Origin of the sequence: Vibrio sp., assembly GCF_048266485.1 — a bacterium.
Taxonomy (GTDB): Bacteria; Pseudomonadota; Gammaproteobacteria; order Enterobacterales; family Vibrionaceae; genus Vibrio.
The window spans coordinates 16530-36388 of the sequence record NZ_JBLWZK010000016.1 but is presented as its reverse complement, the minus strand read 5'-3'; the positions used below and the strand labels follow the sequence as shown (position 1 = coordinate 36388).

General features: G+C 41.0%; 23 protein-coding genes. 7 read left to right on the top strand and 16 right to left on the bottom strand.

The annotated features are described in order from the left end of the window. Positions 1-104: 104 nt before the first annotated feature. The 8 genes from ubiA to ftsY form a co-directional block, all read right to left on the bottom strand. Positions 105-959 carry a 4-hydroxybenzoate octaprenyltransferase gene (gene ubiA, locus ACN0T8_RS14500; RefSeq protein WP_417881337.1) on the bottom strand — a complete coding sequence of 285 codons (855 nt, stop codon included), beginning with the start codon at positions 957-959 and terminating at the stop codon, positions 105-107. 5 nt (positions 960-964) lie between these two features. After that, the gene (locus tag ACN0T8_RS14495) at positions 965-1513 is read right to left on the bottom strand and encodes a chorismate lyase (RefSeq protein ID WP_417881362.1); all 549 of its coding nucleotides are present in this window, start codon (positions 1511-1513) and stop codon (positions 965-967) included. Between the two features lie 105 nt (positions 1514-1618). Continuing rightward, positions 1619-2449: a rhomboid family intramembrane serine protease GlpG gene (glpG, locus tag ACN0T8_RS14490; RefSeq protein ID WP_417881336.1), complete on the bottom strand. Its 831-nt coding sequence runs from the start codon at positions 2447-2449 to the stop codon at positions 1619-1621. 135 nt (positions 2450-2584) lie between these two features. Continuing rightward, the gene (gene glpE / locus ACN0T8_RS14485; RefSeq protein ID WP_417881335.1) at positions 2585-2908 is read right to left on the bottom strand and encodes a thiosulfate sulfurtransferase GlpE; all 324 of its coding nucleotides are present in this window, start codon (positions 2906-2908) and stop codon (positions 2585-2587) included. A gap of 428 nt (positions 2909-3336) precedes the next feature. After that, positions 3337-4191, bottom strand: coding sequence for an RNA polymerase sigma factor RpoH (rpoH, locus tag ACN0T8_RS14480; RefSeq protein WP_417881334.1), 855 nt, complete (start codon positions 4189-4191; stop codon positions 3337-3339). 223 nt (positions 4192-4414) lie between these two features. Continuing rightward, positions 4415-5386 carry a permease-like cell division protein FtsX gene (gene ftsX / locus ACN0T8_RS14475; protein ID WP_417881333.1) on the bottom strand — a complete coding sequence of 324 codons (972 nt, stop codon included), beginning with the start codon at positions 5384-5386 and terminating at the stop codon, positions 4415-4417. Continuing rightward, positions 5376-6050, bottom strand: coding sequence for a cell division ATP-binding protein FtsE (ftsE, locus tag ACN0T8_RS14470; RefSeq protein ID WP_417881332.1), 675 nt, complete (start codon positions 6048-6050; stop codon positions 5376-5378). Before ftsE ends, ftsX begins: the two co-directional genes overlap by 11 nt. Before the next feature lie 39 nt (positions 6051-6089). Continuing rightward, on the bottom strand, positions 6090-7319 hold the full coding sequence (gene ftsY / locus ACN0T8_RS14465; protein WP_417881331.1) for a signal recognition particle-docking protein FtsY: 1230 nt from the start codon (positions 7317-7319) through the stop codon (positions 6090-6092). A 204-nt stretch (positions 7320-7523) separates the two neighbouring features. Here ftsY and rsmD point away from each other — a divergent pair, with 204 nt between their 5' ends. Together rsmD and ACN0T8_RS14455 are read left to right on the top strand one after the other, a co-directional pair. Continuing rightward, positions 7524-8117 carry a 16S rRNA (guanine(966)-N(2))-methyltransferase RsmD gene (gene rsmD / locus ACN0T8_RS14460; protein ID WP_417881330.1) on the top strand — a complete coding sequence of 198 codons (594 nt, stop codon included), beginning with the start codon at positions 7524-7526 and terminating at the stop codon, positions 8115-8117. A 24-nt stretch (positions 8118-8141) separates the two neighbouring features. Beyond that, positions 8142-8411, top strand: coding sequence for a DUF1145 domain-containing protein (locus ACN0T8_RS14455; RefSeq protein ID WP_417881329.1), 270 nt, complete (start codon positions 8142-8144; stop codon positions 8409-8411). 65 nt (positions 8412-8476) lie between these two features. On the opposite strand, the gene ACN0T8_RS14450 is transcribed toward ACN0T8_RS14455, so the two are convergent. From ACN0T8_RS14450 to ACN0T8_RS14440, 3 genes are all read right to left on the bottom strand, one after another. Next, positions 8477-9061, bottom strand: coding sequence for a YhgN family NAAT transporter (locus tag ACN0T8_RS14450; RefSeq protein ID WP_417881328.1), 585 nt, complete (start codon positions 9059-9061; stop codon positions 8477-8479). Positions 9062-9151: 90 nt separating this feature from the next. Next, the gene (locus ACN0T8_RS14445) at positions 9152-9778 is read right to left on the bottom strand and encodes a lysoplasmalogenase family protein (RefSeq protein ID WP_417881327.1); all 627 of its coding nucleotides are present in this window, start codon (positions 9776-9778) and stop codon (positions 9152-9154) included. Positions 9779-10593: 815 nt separating this feature from the next. After that, the gene (locus tag ACN0T8_RS14440) at positions 10594-10962 is read right to left on the bottom strand and encodes a DUF4145 domain-containing protein (protein ID WP_417881326.1); all 369 of its coding nucleotides are present in this window, start codon (positions 10960-10962) and stop codon (positions 10594-10596) included. 251 nt (positions 10963-11213) lie between these two features. On the opposite strand from ACN0T8_RS14440, the gene ACN0T8_RS14435 reads away from it, so the two are divergent. Next, a complete protein-coding gene (locus tag ACN0T8_RS14435; protein WP_417881325.1) occupies positions 11214-11546 on the top strand; it encodes a DUF2500 domain-containing protein in 333 nt (110 codons plus the stop codon). Positions 11547-11557: 11 nt separating this feature from the next. On the opposite strand, the gene ACN0T8_RS14430 is transcribed toward ACN0T8_RS14435, so the two are convergent. Further along, positions 11558-12616: an acyltransferase gene (locus ACN0T8_RS14430; protein WP_417881324.1), complete on the bottom strand. Its 1059-nt coding sequence runs from the start codon at positions 12614-12616 to the stop codon at positions 11558-11560. A 179-nt stretch (positions 12617-12795) separates the two neighbouring features. On the opposite strand from ACN0T8_RS14430, the gene ACN0T8_RS14425 reads away from it, so the two are divergent. Together ACN0T8_RS14425 and ACN0T8_RS14420 are read left to right on the top strand one after the other, a co-directional pair. Continuing rightward, positions 12796-13815 (top strand): alpha/beta fold hydrolase, encoded by a 1020-nt coding sequence (locus ACN0T8_RS14425; RefSeq protein WP_417881323.1) that lies wholly within the window; start codon positions 12796-12798, stop codon positions 13813-13815. A 139-nt stretch (positions 13816-13954) separates the two neighbouring features. Next, a complete protein-coding gene (locus ACN0T8_RS14420) occupies positions 13955-14812 on the top strand; it encodes a Cof-type HAD-IIB family hydrolase (protein ID WP_417881322.1) in 858 nt (285 codons plus the stop codon). Between the two features lie 52 nt (positions 14813-14864). Here ACN0T8_RS14420 and ACN0T8_RS14415 read toward each other — a convergent pair whose 3' ends face one another. Next, positions 14865-15317, bottom strand: a complete 453-nt coding sequence (locus ACN0T8_RS14415) for an EVE domain-containing protein (protein ID WP_417881321.1) — start codon at positions 15315-15317, stop codon at positions 14865-14867. A 120-nt stretch (positions 15318-15437) separates the two neighbouring features. Here ACN0T8_RS14415 and ACN0T8_RS14410 point away from each other — a divergent pair, with 120 nt between their 5' ends. Both ACN0T8_RS14410 and ACN0T8_RS14405 read left to right on the top strand, forming a co-directional pair. Continuing rightward, positions 15438-16478, top strand: coding sequence for a hypothetical protein (locus ACN0T8_RS14410; RefSeq protein WP_417881320.1), 1041 nt, complete (start codon positions 15438-15440; stop codon positions 16476-16478). A 91-nt stretch (positions 16479-16569) separates the two neighbouring features. Further along, positions 16570-17184, top strand: coding sequence for a tRNA-uridine aminocarboxypropyltransferase (locus ACN0T8_RS14405; protein ID WP_417881319.1), 615 nt, complete (start codon positions 16570-16572; stop codon positions 17182-17184). A 164-nt stretch (positions 17185-17348) separates the two neighbouring features. Here ACN0T8_RS14405 and yigB read toward each other — a convergent pair whose 3' ends face one another. The 3 genes from yigB to ACN0T8_RS14390 are packed head-to-tail and all read right to left on the bottom strand — an operon-like array spanning position 17349 to position 19759. Continuing rightward, positions 17349-18071, bottom strand: a complete 723-nt coding sequence (yigB, locus tag ACN0T8_RS14400; RefSeq protein ID WP_417881318.1) for a 5-amino-6-(5-phospho-D-ribitylamino)uracil phosphatase YigB — start codon at positions 18069-18071, stop codon at positions 17349-17351. Between the two features lie 37 nt (positions 18072-18108). Then, complete coding sequence (gene xerC, locus ACN0T8_RS14395) at positions 18109-19050, bottom strand: tyrosine recombinase XerC (RefSeq protein WP_417881317.1); 942 nt, start codon at positions 19048-19050, stop codon at positions 18109-18111. Continuing rightward, a complete protein-coding gene (locus ACN0T8_RS14390) occupies positions 19040-19759 on the bottom strand; it encodes a DUF484 family protein (RefSeq protein WP_417881316.1) in 720 nt (239 codons plus the stop codon). The genes xerC and ACN0T8_RS14390 overlap by 11 nt, the downstream gene beginning before the upstream one ends. Positions 19760-19859: the final 100 nt, after the last annotated feature.

Below are 19859 nucleotides of genomic sequence, written 5' to 3'. Positions count from 1 at the left end.
CCCCAACGTTGGTTGTCCAACTATTGGGGGTCACTTCATGATTGAACTCAACGACGGCATTTTTATTAGGGTTGGTATACACCCAAGTCATTTGGGTATAGTCATTAAAGCACGCTAATCAAGATCCCCATCGCAATAACCATCCCCACGTAGTTATTGTTTAAAAAGGCAGTAAAGCAGCTATCTCTTTCTCGATCTTTAATCATACGCTGCTGATAAACAAATAACGCTGCTACCGCAAGTAGGCTCCAATAGTAAGTAGGTGAAAGCCCCATCCAATCACCCAATACCATTAATAATAATAGGCAAGCTAATTGCAATAAGCCAATGATCAATTTATCGAAACGACCAAACAAAATCGCCGTCGACTTAATGCCAATTTTTAAATCATCATCTCGGTCAACCATAGCGTATTGAGTATCGTAAGCGATGGTCCACAACACATTAATCACAAACACTAACCACACTTCAACAGGTAATGTGCCAGCTTCCGCGGCCCACGCCATTGGAATCGCCCAACTAAAGGCTAAGCCCAAAAACAATTGCGGTACATGTGTGAAACGCTTCATAAAGGGATAAATAAATGCGAGTACCACACCGACTAACGACAGCTCAATTGTCAGCCTATTCATACTTAGCACCAGTAAAAATGACACCAACACCAGTACAAAGAACAATACTAAGGCTTCTTTGCTCGAGACTAACCCCGAAGGTAAAGGGCGATTTTTAGTGCGCTTTACATGACCATCAACTTTACGATCGGCAAAATCATTAATCACACAACCGGCTGAACGCATAGTAAACACACCTAGTACAAACACGATCGTCACATGCCAACCTGGTAAACCATCAGCAGAAAGTAGCAACGCCCATAACGTCGGCCATAATAAAAGTAGTGAACCAATTGGACGGTTCATACGGGTAAGCTGCCAATAAGCCGCAGCTTTTGCCATAGTCATATCATTCATTCCTTTCGATAAATAGGCGATGGGGGAAGAAATAGCTCTGCAACCAACATAGGTTTTTTATTCATCCATAAACGAGAACTACGTGCTGCCAACTCGCCTAATGGAGAAGATATGGTCGCTAAATACAACTGATCTCGGGCTACTTGATCTGCTTGAAATACCGTTAATCCTAACGGCACTTCGCCTTGTTTCGATAAATCAAATTGCTCATCGGTTAATGATGAACGGGGAATTAGCGTACTCCCCAGCAACCAAGGCTCACCATCAGCCGCTAATACGACTTCTCGTAGTAGGTAGTCTTGATCTAAAGTGTCCGCTCTTAGCAACATAGCACGTTGAAAGTCGGTTAATTGGCTACTTGGGATAATTTGATTACGCACCACCTCGGCAGACAAGTGCTGACATTGCTGAGAAAAGCGCATCGAAAGCGAGCCTTGTTCGCGCAGCCACTCGGCATCCAAACACTCACCAAAACAAAACGACGATGCCGTTTGCCAATCAAGGCGAGTAAAATAATTAAAATATGAAGAATACATTTGCTCAATCATGTGTAAATCGTCGCTGAATATTACGGCCAAGTGCCATTGTACCAATAGAATGACTCATCGAATATCTAACGCGAAAGAAAGGTATACCTAAAGCACAAAAACTTATACCGCTTTTGACTGCCCTTCCAAGGCGGCTAAACCACAACCGGCAAGCAAGCCCGCTAAATGAGCACTGTTAGCAATCGCCATAAATGGCTGAACAAAACCTAAGACCAACCAACCTAGCATAAAGATTACCAATGGACGCGGAACCGATAAACCTTTGTCAGGTCGACGCCAACCAATAATCCATAAGTACCCCATCAAGGCATAAACCACGCCCGATAGCCCGCCAAAGTTTGCCCCTTCGACCCAATATTGCGCCGAACCGGACAATGCAGCCGACAGAAGAAAAATTTGTAATAACTTACCTGAACCTAATTTCTTCTCAATATCACCGCCAAACTGCCACCACCATAGAAGGTTAAAGGCAATATGAGCGACCGAAAAGTGCAAGAAGGCATGACTGACCCAACGCCATAATTGCCATTTTTGTTCAGGGTTGGCAGGAAAGTGCAAAGATTGGAACAACGGTTGGCCAAAACCAAAGAACAACAAGCCATACACCACAAGGCAAATGGCCATAATTGCTAACGTCAAAGGGCCGGCTTTGGCTTTAATCTGAGCGATAAAGCTCGGGGAGTCATAATGAAATTGCTGAGTACGAGAGTCTGCTACTTCCCAAGAGGCCGCTTGATACTTTTGAGCGTGAGGGTTATCGATAAATAACTTGAGCTCAGCTTCTACTTCAATTTGATATTCAGTTTGTTTCAGCCACAACGCGAACAGCCCTTCGCCTTCTGGTGTCATCAAGATTTCAATATCTCGCGATGCCATATAATCTATAAATGATTGTGCAATCCGAGGATTATTTAAAGCGATCAAACGAATCATACGACTACCTATGAAATTTTTCGGTAATGATTAGCCGCAATGCGGCCCCCAAAGGGCTAACCCACAAAAGAGTCGGCTAAGTTTTACAATATTAAAACTTAGTAATATCGAAGCTTAATAATACTCAAAGAATATTTAAGCCATTTTTATCATTGGCAAATTACTACGTTGCCATGCTTCAAAGCCACCATCGACACTATACACTTCTTCGAAGCCTTGGTTTACCAAATATTGTGCAGCCCCTTGACTACTAATGCCGTGGTAACACATTACTAATAATGGTTGATCAAACTCTAAATCTTCCATCAAGGCTACAATAGTATCATTCGTTAAATGCTTAGCTTGTTCGGCATGGGCCACCGCAAAAGATTGTGGATCGCGAATATCTAATAATACCGCTGATTGCTCAATTATCATTTTCTGAGCTTGCTCTACATCGATATGTTGAAACTGGTCCATTATTGTCTCCTTTTTCCATAATAAGGGCAGACTAGTATAACGTATCCCACAACAAACAAAGACAGATAGAAAGTGGGGACACCTTATGGTGTACATAATTCACTCAGCTGTGGATAAGGCTGTGAATTACGTTGATAAAGTGTTTTTATATTTTTGGATCCACAACATGTAGTAATGATCCTGATCTAAGTGTGAGTAAGCGTAACTTTATCAACATTCGAAAAAAGCCCTTAATACCATATATAGTGTATCGTACCCTATACCCACCCCTAGCTTATCCACATATTTACCCACAGAAAACGATCGCTTGTGATTAACCATTAGATCATTGCCTTTGATCCCCGTAAATAAACTCGATCGCATAAAAAAAGCCAAGATCATGTGATCTTGGCCTTTCATGTTAAATTAAGCGTTCATGAGAGATCGAATTAGAACTCACCTACCGCCAATTTTAATTTTTTCATCGCGTTCTTTTCTAACTGGCGAATTCGCTCTGCCGAAACACTATACGTGTCTGCCAGTTCTTGTAACGTTGCTTTCTGATCATCTAACCAACGAGAGCGTACAATATGCTGACTACGCTCATCTAAAGTTGCTAACGCATGACCTAGACGGTTATTGGTATGGTTTTCCCAATTATCCGCTTCGATATTCTCAGCAATATCAGAATGCTTATCTTCTAAATACAAAACTGGCGCAGTATAAGAAGAGACAGAATCATCATCTTCTGATGGCATCTCAAAGGTCGCATCTTGCGCCGCTAAACGAGATTCCATTTCACGCACTTCAGTGGTCGAAACACCCAGCTCTTTAGCTACCGTTTCAACTTCACCGTTATTAAACCAACCTAAGCGCTTCTTAGACTTACGTAGGTTAAAAAACAATTTACGTTGTGCTTTGGTAGTCGCGATTTTCACAATACGCCAGTTACGTAACACGTATTCATGAATTTCTGCTTTAATCCAATGCACCGCAAAAGACACCAAACGAACCCCCACTTCTGGGTTAAAACGTTTTACTGCCTTCATTAAGCCGATATTACCCTCTTGGATCAAATCCGCTAAAGGTAAACCATAACCAGAGTAGCCACGCGCAACGTGTACAACAAAGCGTAGGTGCGACAAAATCAGGCCTTTCGCTGCCTCAATTTCACCGTGGTAGTGTAGTCGCTCTGCTAAGTCACGTTCCTCTTCAGCCGTCAGCATTGGGTAGCTATTGGCTGTGCGAATATAGCTATCTAAACTATCTGAAGTGACTAAAGTCATTGGATATGCGTTTGACATTCAATTCCTCTTTTGTCTTTAAAAAATTAATAACACACTTTAAAAAAGACAGTTTGATTAATTTCAACCCACCTATTCTGGACCTTCTGCTAGAGATCTTCAAGGGGGTAACTATTATTCATAGCAAATCTCTAGAATGCAAGAGTGAATATAAATTGAATAGAAGAAAGCCTACTAAACTCACATTCACCTTATTTCCACATAAAATTAGTTCAGATTTTTATTAAACCGGTTCGATTTCTTTTAAATGCTTTCTGGCCGATAAATTCGCCGCTATCCACCCTAAAGTAGAACCGAGCATCAACAACAAGATACTTTCATCCCAACCTAAACCAAGCAAACTAAAGTGACTGTCATATAAGCCCGCTAAGGTGTCGACTGCGCCACTTAGCAACAAGGTAATAATCAAGGTTAAGAACCAAGCAATTAAGGAGCCTAATAGGCCAAGCCATAATCCGGTATATAAATAAGGTCGTAAGATAAAGTGATCCGTTGCACCAATCAGCTTCATTACTTGGATTTCTTCTTTATGCGCCAAAATGTTGAATCGCAGAGTATTGCCGACAATTAAGAACACCGACACCAGCATCAATAAAGCAAACGAATAAGCGACGATATAAGCTAAGTGTTTAATCGCATCAAGACGAGCAAACCAATCTTCATCCAAGCGAACGTCGGTCACATCGCTTTCTGATTGCAGTTTTTTCGCCAATGTTTTGATGTTATCGGTTTGTTGGTGCTCAGTATCTGGCATGACCACAAGTACCGGCGGCAAAGCGGTATCATTTAACAGTGACATAGCTTGTTCTAAGCCGGCAAACTGACTTAAATCTTCTAGACCTTGTTGCGAGGAAATGTACTGTACTGACTCTACTTCAGGCCAGGTTTCCACTTGGTCTTTTAATACCATCAGGCGTGCTTCTGGCGTACCTTCTTTTAAATACACACTCACTTGTGAAGCGGTATTCATATCCTCAGCTACTATCGCAATATTTTTACCAGCGGTATAAAAGGTTGCAGGTAGTGTTAAAGACATCGATACCACAGCTAAGGTTAAAATAGTACCAAGAGGGCGAGCCATTAAACTACGAAAAGAATCTTTAGCTTGTTTGATGTGAGTTTGAAAAAAGCCTGCCGATTTTGGACGCGTATTCGCTTTAGACAATTTGGCCGCTTTAAGCTTCTTATTGGCCATAGCGTTCTACCTCACTTAAAAAACCTTGGTTTAATTCAAAACGACGATATTGTGGGCGGCTATTAACCAACTCTAAATCGTGGGTAGCGAAAATAATCGACACTCCTGCGCGGTTAAATTCTTCTAATAGATTGAGTACTTGGTGAGATAAGTCATGATCTAAGTTACCCGTCGGTTCGTCAGCTAATAATAAACGAGGACGATTCACTACCGCACGAGCAATCCCGACACGCTGCTGTTCACCACCTGATAATTGACGTGGCAAGCAAGGTGCTTTATCTAGCATACCAATTTTATCTAAGGCAGCTGAAACGCGGCGTTTGATCTCATTTTCCGAGGCGCCTTCAATACGCATTGGCAATGCAACGTTATCAAAAACGGTTCGATCCATCAGTAGCTTATGATCTTGGAAAATAATACCAATATTACGACGTAAAAATGGAATATCTTTACTGGCGATACGCGTAATATCGTGATCATTAAAATAGATCTTGCCATCGCTAGGACGCTCGATCGCACAAATCAACTTCAACAGAGTACTTTTACCTGCACCGGAATGTCCTCCAAGAAAGGCCATTTCACCTCGACGTATATGAAAGTCGACTTTTTGCAGCGCTTGATGACCACCACGGTATACCTTGCTGACTTGTTGAAACTTAATCATTTCTTTCCCTTAATACTCACCCAATAACATGGATAAAAATTATTCTTCTCGGCTAAATAGCGCTTCAATAAAGTCTTGTGCTTGGAATGGACGTAAATCATCAATGCCTTCACCTACCCCAATATAACGGATAGGAATTTTAAATTGATCGGCTAGTGCAAAGATAACCCCACCTTTGGCGGTGCCATCTAATTTAGTTAGGTTGATACCTGTTACCGGTGCGACATCACTAAATAACTTGGCTTGGCTAATCGCATTTTGACCGGTTCCAGCGTCAAGTGTCAGCATAATTTCATGCGGAGCGGAATCGTCAATTTTCTTCATAACACGAACGATTTTACGCAACTCTTCCATCAAGTTGCTCTTATTCTGTAAGCGACCAGCGGTATCCGCAATCACCACATCAACACCACGTGCTTTAGCGGCTTCAATCGCATCATAAATGACTGAAGCACTATCCGCACCAGTGTGTTGAGCGATAACTGGCACATCATTACGTTGACCCCACACTTGTAACTGCTCGACAGCAGCCGCGCGGAAGGTATCACCCGCCGCGAGAATCACCGACTTACCTTGCGATTGGAATTGTTTGGCTAGTTTACCTATGGTAGTAGTTTTACCGACACCATTCACACCAACCATTAAAATAACGTAAGGCGTTTTGCTGGTATCAATTTCTAGCGGTTGTTCAACATCGGCTAATATATCCGCCATCTCTTGTTTTAAGAGACCATATAATGCTTCACCATCTTTTAGATCTTGGCGTGATGCTTTTTCCGTCAGATTATCAATAATTTTCACCGTGGTGTTCATGCCCACGTCAGCAATTAATAATTGTTCTTCTAATTCTTCAAATAATTCATCGTCGATTTTCTTGCCTTTAAATAGACCAAAAAATCCCGCGCCAATATTTTGTTTGGTTCGTTGCAAGCTGCGCTTTAAACGAGTAAAAAAGCTTTCGGTTGGCTTAACTTGCTCTTGAACGCGATCCGTTTCTAGTGCTTCAGCTTGTTGAGCGACTAGGTTGTCATCTTGAGTGTCATCAGATTGTTGAGAGGTTTCTGAGGCTATCTCTGTATCCAATTCAAGCACTTGTGGTGTTTGCTCTACGACTGACTGCTCAACCTCAGATTGCTCCGCAGCTTGTTCATCAGTTTGCTTAAGCGCTTCATCTTGTTGTGATTCAATATGTTGGTCGGATGAGGCTTTATTCTCTTCTTCAGCAAAACCGAGCCAAGAGAGTAAACCGCGTTTCTTTTTAGCTGTCATGAACAAGTCCTAGCATGCACTTTGATTTAAAGTGGCAAATTTATTTAAGTTTGAGTGGGTAACTAACGCGTAACGAACACATTGATTAGCAATAATAACCAAACATCCGTAATGAGAAAACGGCAAAATTCTGCACCTTGAAGTTACTTGGGTATATAATATCACTTTATTCGAGCACTCAAAAATCTATCTGCGGTTTATTCTATGCAAAGACGTAAAGCTTCATCTTCTCAATCAGCCAAAGGCAATGTTGGTTTTGTTCGCATCATCAGTGGCTTATGGCGAGGCCGCAAGTTACCGGTCCATGATGCTCAAGGTTTACGCCCCACCACAGACCGCGTCAAAGAAACATTATTTAATTGGTTAGCGGCTGATATTCCCCATGCTCGCTGTCTTGATTTATTTGCCGGCTCTGGTGGATTAGGTTTTGAATCAGCTTCTCGCCAGGCAAAACTGGTGACTATGATAGAGCTCAATAAACAGGCTTGCCAACAGTTAGTCACTAATAGTCGCCAACTCAAAGCCAACAATATTGAGATCCATCAACAAGATGCCTTGCAGTTTTTACAGCAACCTGGGCAAGCCTACGATGTGGTCTTTATCGATCCCCCTTTTCGCCAAGGCTTACTTGAGCAAACTCTCAACTTATTACAACAAAATGGTTGGCTGGCAGAAAATGGCTTAGTCTATATCGAAACCGAAAAAGAGCTGCAATTGCCTGAAATTCCAGAGCATTGGCAGCTACATCGTGAAAAAACAGCCGGACAAGTTTGCTACCGCCTGTATCAACTCAGTTAAAGCCGACATACTACGGAGCAACCGATGAAAAAAGTATTAAATCTATTAGCGAAAGCCTTTATGTTGTTGGTGTGGGCGGTATTTATTACTAACTTAGTTCAGCCATTTCCAGGTATGGCACATATTGCATTAAATGTAATGGCGGTTTTCACCTTGTTTATGCATGGGCTACAAAGTCTGCTGTTTTCCAGTGCACTTGGCGAAGGAGTGGCACTGACACGTTGGGAAAAAATTTCGATTATTTTATTTGGTACTTTTGCGTTACTCGACCTGAAAAGTAAATATTTAAAATAATGTCATTATTCAATCTATTAAAAACAACAAAGCCGCAGTTAACTGCGGCTTTGTTAGTGAATTATTCAACCTAAATACTGTTTCAACCCATCTAAGAACATTTGCGTCGACATCATCACCAATAACAAGCCCATTAAACGCTCAATCGCTTTTAGGCCCTTTTCACCCAAAATCCGATGGAAGAAGTTATAAAACATCAAGATCAAAAAGGTGCCCCCCCAAGCGAGGAATACTGCAATCGACCAATCCAACATACGATCTGGTGATTGAGTCGATAACAATAATAAAGACGCTATCACCGAAGGCCCAGCAATCATAGGGATCGCCATAGGCACAAAAAAAGGTTCTTCGCCGGCCGCCAACCCAACAACACCACCTGGTTGTGGAAAGATCATTCGAATCGCGATAATAAATAAGATCAAACCACCTGAAATACTCAAGGTTTCCGCTTTGACATGCAAAAATCCTAAGATGGATTTACCCGCATATAAAAAGAGCAACAGGATCACCAACGCAAATAACAACTCGCGCACCAATACAATACGGCGACGTTTTGGCTCTAAATGCTTCAATATAGAAAGAATGACTGGTAGGTTACCAAGCGGGTCCATGATCAAAAACAGCATTACTGCTGCTGATAAAATTTCCATAAAAAATCCAATTTAAATAATAAGATAAGCGCTATTAATGTGGTGTGTGGTGGGTTGAATCCACCAGCTATCCACTCAGGTTAACAAACATTACTTCAAGACCGTTGGTGCGATAATTAAAATATGGGCACTAAAATAGCAACACATACTCCAAGCATAAGAATATTTAAAAGGCCTTCTAAAATAATGAAGTGCCCAAATCAATACCGCGATAGAAAGCAATAACGCCCCTAACAAACTGCTCATATCCAACAAGGTTCGGTTGATATACCAAAGCTGACCCGCTGCCCACATCATCTGCCATAAAATCAAAGCTACCATCGAAGCTTGAATCGCAAAGCTATCTAATAACGGCAATACCAGTAAGAAAGCGACCACCACGAGTGCAAAAGTTGGAATCGCGACCGCCCAACTCAATGTATGAACTTGGCACCAAAGGTCTAAGCTGTAACAAAGACAAGCAATAGAGAAAAAACATAACTGAAGGTTTCTATATTTAGGGGCAAGCTCTTCTATCCCATAACATAAGGTAAAAAAGACTAGTGCAAAAAGCGATAGTAACCACGACGAATGGTTAAGATCGTGTTGCAATAGCAAACTACCAATCAAGCCAATGAAAAGTAATAATTTGGAGACAGACAACCATTTAGTTTGCTCAAACTTTATAAACACAAGCATGGGGAGCAATAATCCCCCCATTAATAGCCAATACCACATGCGTTTCCCCTTTCTATTTATCAACTTAGTGTAGAGAGAGCCACCAAGAAGGTAAAGGCTAAAATAGCCAAGGTTAGAAAAGCAATGATCCTGATTATCCCCCTCTAATCATTAACTCTAGAAAACAAACATAATGGTCTAAAATCTCCCTTTAGATAATAAAAACAAAACTTTCATAGAGCAATAAATAAACAAGTTTATAAATTCCATATATAACAGTGAGTTAAACGATAAAAATGCGTATTAAAATTAACCAAAAAATAAACAAAAACAATCTATTGTCAAATAAGCTTATATCTTCCTACCTAAAAGTGATAAAAGCTCTCCATATCCATTAAAACTTCACCTACCATTAAAGTTAAACGGTTAAACACAAGGTCATAGATTCTAGCAACCAAAATTATAGGTTTTAAAAAAAATAAAAATACTAAAAAACAAAAAACATACTTAACAAATAAAAATCAACAAGTTAAGAACAAAACAACAACTCCATAAATGAAATCATGCATTTCACAAATAAAAATAAAAAAATTTAATCGTCACAATTAGCGATTTTTCTTACACTAAACTTACATTTATAGGCCAATATTAAATAGATCTAGATCAACTGTATTTTTTTTGTTATATTAGCTGCATATCTAATCAACCAGAAGGAAGTTTTCACATGACGACATCTCAAAGACAAGGATTGGTATTGATTGCAGTAATGGTTGGTTTAATGACTCTACCAATGATTTCTTAATCAAATACTAAAACAAAAAAGGACGCTAGCAGCGTCCTTTTTTGTTTATATTCAAACGGTTAATTTGGTTTGATTACAAATTTAAATGATGAGCGACCACATCCCAATGAATTGAATAAAATAAAATTGCACCTAGTGTCATTGCCAGCATTAACACAATAGCCACTCCCCAAATAAAACGACCACTTCGTGGTGTCAGTTCTTTTTCACACTCAATACACGTCTGAATAAAATCAGCGGTTAATTCCAAATCAATCTCACCATCCAGTAGTTGTTGACGACTTTGAGCTATTAAATGAATTCTTTGAGCAACATCATGAGGCAAACGTGTCACGCAACTTTCGGTCAGCTCAACTAAACCTTGCCCTTTAGCATGATACTGCTCTCTCAATAAACGTTCTAAACGACGAGTATGTAAAACTACTTTTTCAATATCGGACACTCTACACACCTCTTAGCCACGAATCATATATAAGAATAAACCAACATCAGCCCTATAAAACTAGTCATATGTCGACAAAAACGAGACTGGATCACGAATTATTCTATTAGGGTAGGTAATATCTATCGCAATTTGGATACTATATCCAAGTAACTTCAAGATACGAGTTTCAGGAGGATAACTCTGAATTCTGCATCTTGAAATCACTTGGGTATATGTACTATAAAATTAATTAGTTAGGATGTATCACAATGCCAATCACTTTATTAATTAGCCTTATTTTACTCATCGGACTGGCGGCATGGATGTATCGCCAATTTCATAAAAAGCACAACTTAGGGCTAGATGCGCCTGAACAACAAGTCAAAGTGATGGTTATCGATAAACAAACTATCGATATTCCTGAAGCTCAATCTGGCCAAGAGGATCAAGAGCATTGGATTTATGTTCAAAAACTTCCAGTGGGACCTAAGCGAGAATTTAAAGTGGGTATCCACTACTACAGCGCATTAAACCCTGGAGATAAAGGCACACTCACTTATCAAGGTGATAAATTCCTTCACTTTGCTTTATTAAAAGAATAACCCCCACTATCTTAAGACTTTCTTACCACTGGCAATAACCAACAAGTCTTATTAGAGCGAGTAATTAACCAACTTAACCCCAACGATCCTACGCCACTCAACACTACCCAAATTGGAATCACCCAAACTGGGTGGCCTTGGTGCCAACCATAAGTTTTCATCGGCCATAGAAAAAGTGGATGCAAGATATAGACCCCTAAACTGTAATCGCTAATAAAACTAATCACTCGCTTCGCCTTACCGACAATAAACTCACCAAAGTAACGAGCTAACATAAATATCATTGTAGCAGCTAATACGGTATTCAACGTTTTATAAGAAAGCCAACGCCCCACTGTGTACTTACCAACTTCAACACTATCCGTTATCACCATAAACCCTGTCATCCATAATGCAGCGACGCCCAACACTGTCAGCCCTATCACGAGCGAGTGATTTAGCGGTAATTTTTGATAACAGACATAACCCAATAACAAATAGCCACTATATAAATAATATTGATTACTCCATGGCCCATCAAAACTCAGTAAATAAAAGGCAGTGGTCATTAACCACAGCATCACCAAGATGAACAACCCAGTGTTATCAATTTTTTGCACTAATATTTGCAAGAAAGGAACAACGAAATATAACGGAAGGAAATAATAGAAAAATCCAAGGTGGTAATAAGTTGCATGATGAAAACTATCCGCTAACACAGAGGAAGCAAGTTCACCATCAAAACCATTGATTCCCCAACCAGAAAGATAAGCATAAAATAGCGACCAAATTAAAAAGGGGACGAGTACTTTGCCAAATCGACGTTGCAGATAATATTTGGCATCAAATGGACGACGATCACTTAATAACAAAGCACCTGAGATCATAATAAATACAGGTACTGCCCAACGAGAAATACTATTGAGACTCACCGCTGTGACCCATTGATTAAAAGGAATCACTCCAAGATCATGACGATAAGGAGCCAGCACATGAATAGCGATAACAAAAATAGCCGCTACGCAACGCAATAAATCAAAGAAGAAAACCCTTGGCTGACTAGGCTGGGTTGATTGGCTAACTTGCGACATAACGTGTCACTCCATGATTACTTTATCCATCTAACATAAAGCAACAATAACTGCATAGCTATAACCTGACCAAAACTTAACTTATCGTTACATCATCTGGGCTTTATATTTAAAACCATAAAATGACCCAATAAAATAGATAAGAAATCGCTACGGAAGATAGACAAAAAGTGGCATAGTTGAAGCAACATAATTGCGTAATGATTAAGCAGCATATGATTGAGCACAACAAACACTGGCAACGTGAACAAGAGTTGATCGCGTTTTCACAACAGACTTTAAGCCCATTTTGGCAATCCCGAAATGAAGGATTTATTGAAGGCCAGCAGGGCAAGAAACTGTACTGGGTTTCTTTCACTCGTCCTGAAAATACCAAAGTTATTCTATTGGTCAATGGTCGAATTGAGAGTGTTTATAAGTATCAAGAATTGTTTTGGGATCTCGTAGAACAAGGCTATGACGTTTACTCTTATGACCATCGTGGTCAAGGCATATCAGAACGTTGCTGCACCGATAAACAAATCGGCCATGTTGAGCATTTCGACTACTACATTAAAGATATGCATCATGTCGTCGAAGCGTTTGATTTCAGCCGTTACCAAAAACGCTTTATTTTGGCTCACTCAATGGGTGGGGCCATTTCAACTCGTTATCTGCAAACTCATCCAAACCATTATTTTGATGCAATTACATTCAGTGCACCAATGATCGGCATTCAAATGCAATGGTATCTTCGCCCGATCTCTGGTCCACTGACTAAATGGATGTCATCCCGTAGCTCAGAGCCTATCTATGCGCCGGGACAAAAACCATATTATAACAAACCCTTTGAAACTAATGACCTCACTCACAGTGCACTGCGTTACCAATGGTTCCGAAGCTTGTATGAGCAACAACCCGAAATTCAACTCGGTGGCGTCAGCACTCACTGGGCGCATCAATCATTAATCGCCGCTAAGCTCTGTAGTAAAGAAGCGCATAAATTGAATTTACCCGTACTCTTGATGCAAGCCAGTCAAGATACCGTGGTCGATAACAGCGCACAAAAACGTTTCATCAACAAGATCAACAAAACCAAGCCGGGGTTAGCAAAATTAGCAATAATACAAGGTGCTCGCCACGAATTGTTTTTTGAAACCGATGAACTCCGTAGCCAAGCTCTTGCTCAGTGCCTGAATTTTTTTGCCCAACAATCTTAATTCCTAAGACCTGTTGTTCTTTTGTAGTTAAATTTTGTTCGCGATAAAAGAGGAAATGAACCATGCAAGCTTTACCCTCTTTTTTCCTATTAAATTAACGTAAACTATTCCTGTTTTTAAATGATTCTATAGAGGCAATATGTCAAACCACACGCTTTCTCAACCTGCTCTACAAGATGTGAATATTGTTGCATCGGATTTAGATGGCACGCTATTGTTGCCCGATCACACCTTAGGTGCATTCACCAAGCAAACCCTGAAGAAGCTACATGAAAAAGGCATGACGTTTATTTTTGCCACAGGTCGCCATCATGTTGATGTGGAAAGCTTCCGTGCTAGTGCGGGCATTCCGGCTTATATGATCACGTCTAATGGTGCGCGTGTTCATTCGCCAGATAATGAATTATTATACAGCAAAAACCTGCCTGAAGATGTGATTCAGCCGATTGTCGATATCATCAAACAAGATCCAGACCATCGCATTCACATCTATCGCAGCAATGATTGGCTGACGGATAAAGAAGATCTAAAACTCAGCAAGCATCACCAAGAATCTGGGTTTAATTATTCATTATTTGATATTAATAACGCACCAACCGAAGACATTGCTAAGTTATTCTTTACCCATACCGATCATGATCATTTAGCCGCTTATGAACAGCAGCTAAAAGAACAGTTTGGTGACCGCATCAGCATTGCCTTCTCAACCCCTTGGTGTTTAGAAATCATGGCACCTAATGTATCAAAAGGGGATGCATTATTAGCCGTGGCCAAAAAGCTGGGCAAAAAACTTGAAAACTGCATTTCGTTTGGCGATGGTATGAATGATGTAGAAATGCTCGCCACAGCGTATAAAGGTTTAATCATGGGCACCGCTCACGACAAAGTGATGAAAGCGCTACCAAACAATGAAATTATTGGTAACAGCATCGACGAAGCCGTCGCGCATTACCTAGAAGATCACTTGTTATCGTCTCCTATACATACAAGTAGTTGAATCAAAAAATGGCAGCTCAATTAAGCTGCCATTTTTTATCACTACAAGTAACCTACTCTTTATCTAAAATTACCTGCCATTCAAATTTACTCACAGGCATGATCGATAGACGATTTCCTCTTTTCACCAAAGGCATATTTTCCAACTCGGGCATGGCTTTCATTTCTGCCAAGCTAATAATACGACTAGTTTTACGAACAAACTCAATATCCACCATTACCCATCGTGGGTTACTCGGCTCAGACTTAATATCAAAATAAGGGCTTTCTGGATCAAATTGGAAGTGATCTGGGTATGCGCCTTTCACTACTTTAGCGATGCCCGCTACCCCAATCTTTTTGCAAGAAGAATGGTAGATCAAAACCTCATCCCCCACTTTCACTTCATCACGCAACATATTACGGGCTTGATAATTGCGGACTCCCTCCCAACACGCGATATTTTGCACTCGCAAAGTATCAATCGAAAACGTGTCGGGTTCAGTTTTAAATAACCAATATGCCATAATGAACCTTCTGTTTTGCTGTCAGTCTACTAAGTGACTTGAAATTACTTGGCTATACAAAGAAATAACCAGCGTTAAATAAATCATTTGGTTACGTATCATTAAGGAATAAAAAATACCATGAAGGCTTATACAATCCCATTGAGTTTTTCTGCACTATTGTTACTAAGTGCATGTTCCAGCCAACCGGATGAACCACAACTATTGGCACAAAGTGAACCAATTGAAATGGCCAGCAGCAAGGCTCAGGACTCGAACAGCAACAACATTTCAGAGCAAGATTTCATTTTAGCTAGCCAACAACAAGCCAAAGACAAGGCAGCCGAACAATTCGTAGGGACTTATCAAAGCCAGCCTATCGCCGGTTTAACGACCAGATTAGTGCTGAATGCCGACCACACCGCGATTACTCATTATGATTATCAAAATGGAGATAAAGGCTTAGTTGAAACGGGTTATTGGCAACAACAAGATCAGAAACTGCATGTGTTAATGACTCAACATGAAAACACCCAAGTGAAAGCACTGCGAGTGTTTAGTGTTGATGGTTTTCAACTCAAAGCTCGCAAAGAAATCATTAATGGTGGTGAATATAACCTAGGCATGAATGGCTTAACGCTACAAAAAATGAAAGTTGAAACCACGATGGTCGAAGCAGGAGCAAAAAGCACTCAAGGCCCAGTTGATGCGTTAGCAGTCGCAAGCATTAAAGGCAGCAATCAATATGATGCCAAAGTCGATGCCACCTTACGTCAGTACTTTAAATACAACCGTACCGATCCAAAAAACAACCGTTATCGCTGGCTAACTTACGATATTAACAATGACCAACAACCTGAATTATTTATCTTAACCGACTGGTGTGGCTCCGGCGGTTGCACCCTCTTAATGTTTGAAAACCATAATGATGAATGGCGTTTTAACAGCCGTATCACTCAAGTAAGCACGCCTATACAAGTCACAAATTATCATCACTTTGGTTGGCGTGATTTAATCATTCCAGTAAGTGGCGGCAGCACCAAAGCATCCAATCACGCGATGGAATACACCGGCGTCAGCTACCCGATTAATGCTTCTACTGCGCCAGTAAGTGATAAAAAAGGCAACGTCACCCTATTCTCCGATAACATCAGTGCAGCGCAACAAGGGATAAAAATGTAAACTATACCCAAGTGACTTCAAGAGGCAGAATTCAGAGCACCTTGAAGTTACTTGGATATAAACTCGTTTCCACCTATTCAGCAGAGCCAGTATGTCACAGCAAAGCACGACTCAAACCACAGCATGCCCACGCTGTGGTCTACGTTATCAATGTATTTGCCGTCACCACCCTATACTTGATAGCACTACGCAGATTGCTCTACTGACGCATCCAAAAGAAACCCAACGCGCCACCAACACCGGAAAACTTCTCATCCATAACTTATCTAATTGCCAAGTGCATATTTGGGATCGCGTAAATCCACCAGTAGAGCTAGTAAAACAAATTACTGAACAACCAAGTTATCTGCTGTATCCAAGTGAAGATGCGATTGAAGTGAGTGAGTTACAGGCTTCGATAAAAATCCATGAGAACCGAAGCTCACCATTATTTATTATCTTGGATGGCACCTGGCAAGAAGCCAAGAAAATGCTCAATAAAAGCCCTTGGCTACAACGCTTGCCGAAAGTAGTGCTATCAAGTGAACAAACGTCGAACTACCGCCTCCGTCGCAATCAAGAAGCGGGAAATCTATGTACTTGTGAGGTTGGAATATCGCTGTTGCAGCAACGAGAGCCACACAAGGACTTTTCATCACTACAACAGTATTTTGAGTTGTTTTTAAAGGTGTATGAGGCAGATAGGCAGCATAGGGTTTACGGTTAGCGTGTCTCGTGTCTCGTGTCTCGTGTCTCGTGTCTCGTGTCTCGTGTCTCGAACGCAACTTAACTTTTCAGATAAAGAAGTCTACACATAGAGTGATTTTCAAATTATGTAATCTACTCGCGACCTTTTCCGAGCCACGAGAAGCAAAGCGCCCTAGCAACGAGCTACGTAAAATTAATCAAATCCTCAAGTGCGGTGATCTCTACATCCGGCAGTACTCGGCCATAATCTTCATGTTTAAGTGATTTGTGATAATCATTAATCCAACAGGCTTGCATGCCAACGTATTTGGCTCCTGCGACATCGGAAATCAGGTTATCACCTACATGTAAAACATGTTCAGCAGGCAAGCCGAGATGCGCTAGTGCGGTTTCAAACATTTGAGCATGGGGTTTTGCCCAACCATCTGGGCCGGCGTTAAGCACCAAATCAAAATACTCACCAAGACCAATTTTATCGGGATTGACGTTACCATTGGTGATCGCGATCAGCGGCATTTTCTGTTTAAGCTGAACCATCACGTGGTGAGTCATGGGGGGGACTTCAATTTGATGACGCCAAATCACCACTTGATCCATCGCCGATTTAGCCGCTTGAGAAGCTTTTGGATCATCGTAACCCAAATGGATTAATCCCTGACGAATTTGCTGAAAACGCCACTCAGAAACGTCACTTTGTAGAAATGGCGTTTGCTCGGCGAGTTTGAATTTCAACAAGCGCCACTCTTGATGACTCATGTTTTGGCTGATGGGGTGATGCTGATGCATCCAGTCTGCGGTCTTTTGTTCAAGGCCGACAATCACAGGATGGTTATCATAGAGGGTATCATCTAAATCAAACGTCATAGCTTTAATGGTGGGAATATTGCGATAAAAGCGTAATGACATAGGTCGCTCCTAGTTTGATTTAGTGTGGAATAAAAGGTTAATCGTCCGATTCAGAGTTGGATGGCGCGCGATTTTTCTTCGCCCTAGGGTGCGCGTTATCGTAAACCTTCGCTAAATGTTGAAAATCTAAGCTAGTGTAAATTTGGGTAGTCGAGATATTTTCATGACCCAGTAATTCTTGCACCGCTCTTAAATTACCGCTCGATTCCAACATGTGAGTCGCAAATGAGTGACGCAATTTATGTGGACTAATATGACTAGAGACCCCTTGCTTAATACCCCACTCTTCCATGCGTTTTTGCACATTACGATGTGAAATGCGTGTGCCACGTTTGGAGACAAATAATGCTGACTCGTCTTCATTAGCCAGACTAGAGCGCACTTGCAACCAACGCTCTAACCATTGCTTAGCTTGGCCAGAAAACGGCGCTTTACGCTCTTTATTGCCTTTACCGATCACACGAATTTCACCAATATTAAGCTGTACATGATTGGTATCAATGCTAACTAATTCGGCTAGACGTAGACCTGCGCCGTACATCAATTCCATCATGGCACGATCACGTATCGAAAGTAGGTCATCGTCATTCATTTCCAACAACTGACTAACCGAATCGATATCAAGGTTCTTAGGTAAAGGGCGTTTTTTCTTCGGCGCCGCTACCCCTTTGGCTGGGTTAGCGGTTAACTCATCGATCGAAATAAGATAATCAAAGAAGCTACGTAAAGACGATAAGCGCGTGCCAATGCTGCTAGCTTTTAACCCTTCGCGCATTCCTTTAGTGGTCAACTGTCTTACCCACGCGGCGTCAACTTGCTGCCATTCGGTAATCCCCATATCAATCAGTTGTTGAGTCATAATGGTTAACTGACGCTGATAGTTAGCTTGAGTATGGGCACTTAAGCCTCTTTCATGATGTAAATAATCATAAAAGCGTTGTAGTGATCTCGCTAAACTAGCTGGAAAATTAGGATTCATTGGCGCAGCTTAAGGTTTCTAGCTCGCTCGATTCCATTCGTTCATCAAGCAGCTGAACCATAAAAGTAACTAACTCGGTCAGGTGACGCAAAAACAAGGTGTCCATTTCTGGCTGAAAATGACCGCCTTCTTGACTAGAAAAAGCCAATAAGCCCAATTTTTTACTATGCGCTGCTAAAGGCAAAATCACATAAGAGCCTAATTCGGACATCTCATTGTTAGCAAAACGATCACCGCCAAATAACGCATAACGGTCTTGGCGATTTAAGCGACCAAGGTAAGCATCTTTACCATTTAAATGATTAGTGACAAATCTCTGGTAGGTATCGCGAGATAAGTGCCAATTTGAATTAACATGCTCAACCAATAAAAGGTGTGATTTCAAGCCTATCTTACGGCTATATTGCATGATTTCTTGATCAAGTGCTTCGATGGTTTGACAAGCCAGTAACGACTTTTGCAACTCCATTAATTGATGGAAAGTGCGATCGTTTTTGGCTGCCAAAGACATCATTTGCGTAATGTCTTCTTCAAGCTCTTCGATACGCTGACGTTGACGGCGCATTTGCACTTCAACCAAAGAAACCGCCCCTTGCTGCTGATGGGAAATGGCTAAGCGGTCCACCAGCTCAGGACGATGTAAAAAGAAATCAGGATTGTCTTTTAAATATTCTGCTACCGTTTCGGCAGTCAAATGATCCGCTTGCATCACTCACTCTATGTTTGAAATGTGTTGTTAACTATATTCTATAGCCAAAGTAATTGGAGTTGCAGTGAGGCGACAAGTGAATGAGGCCTCATGAGCATAG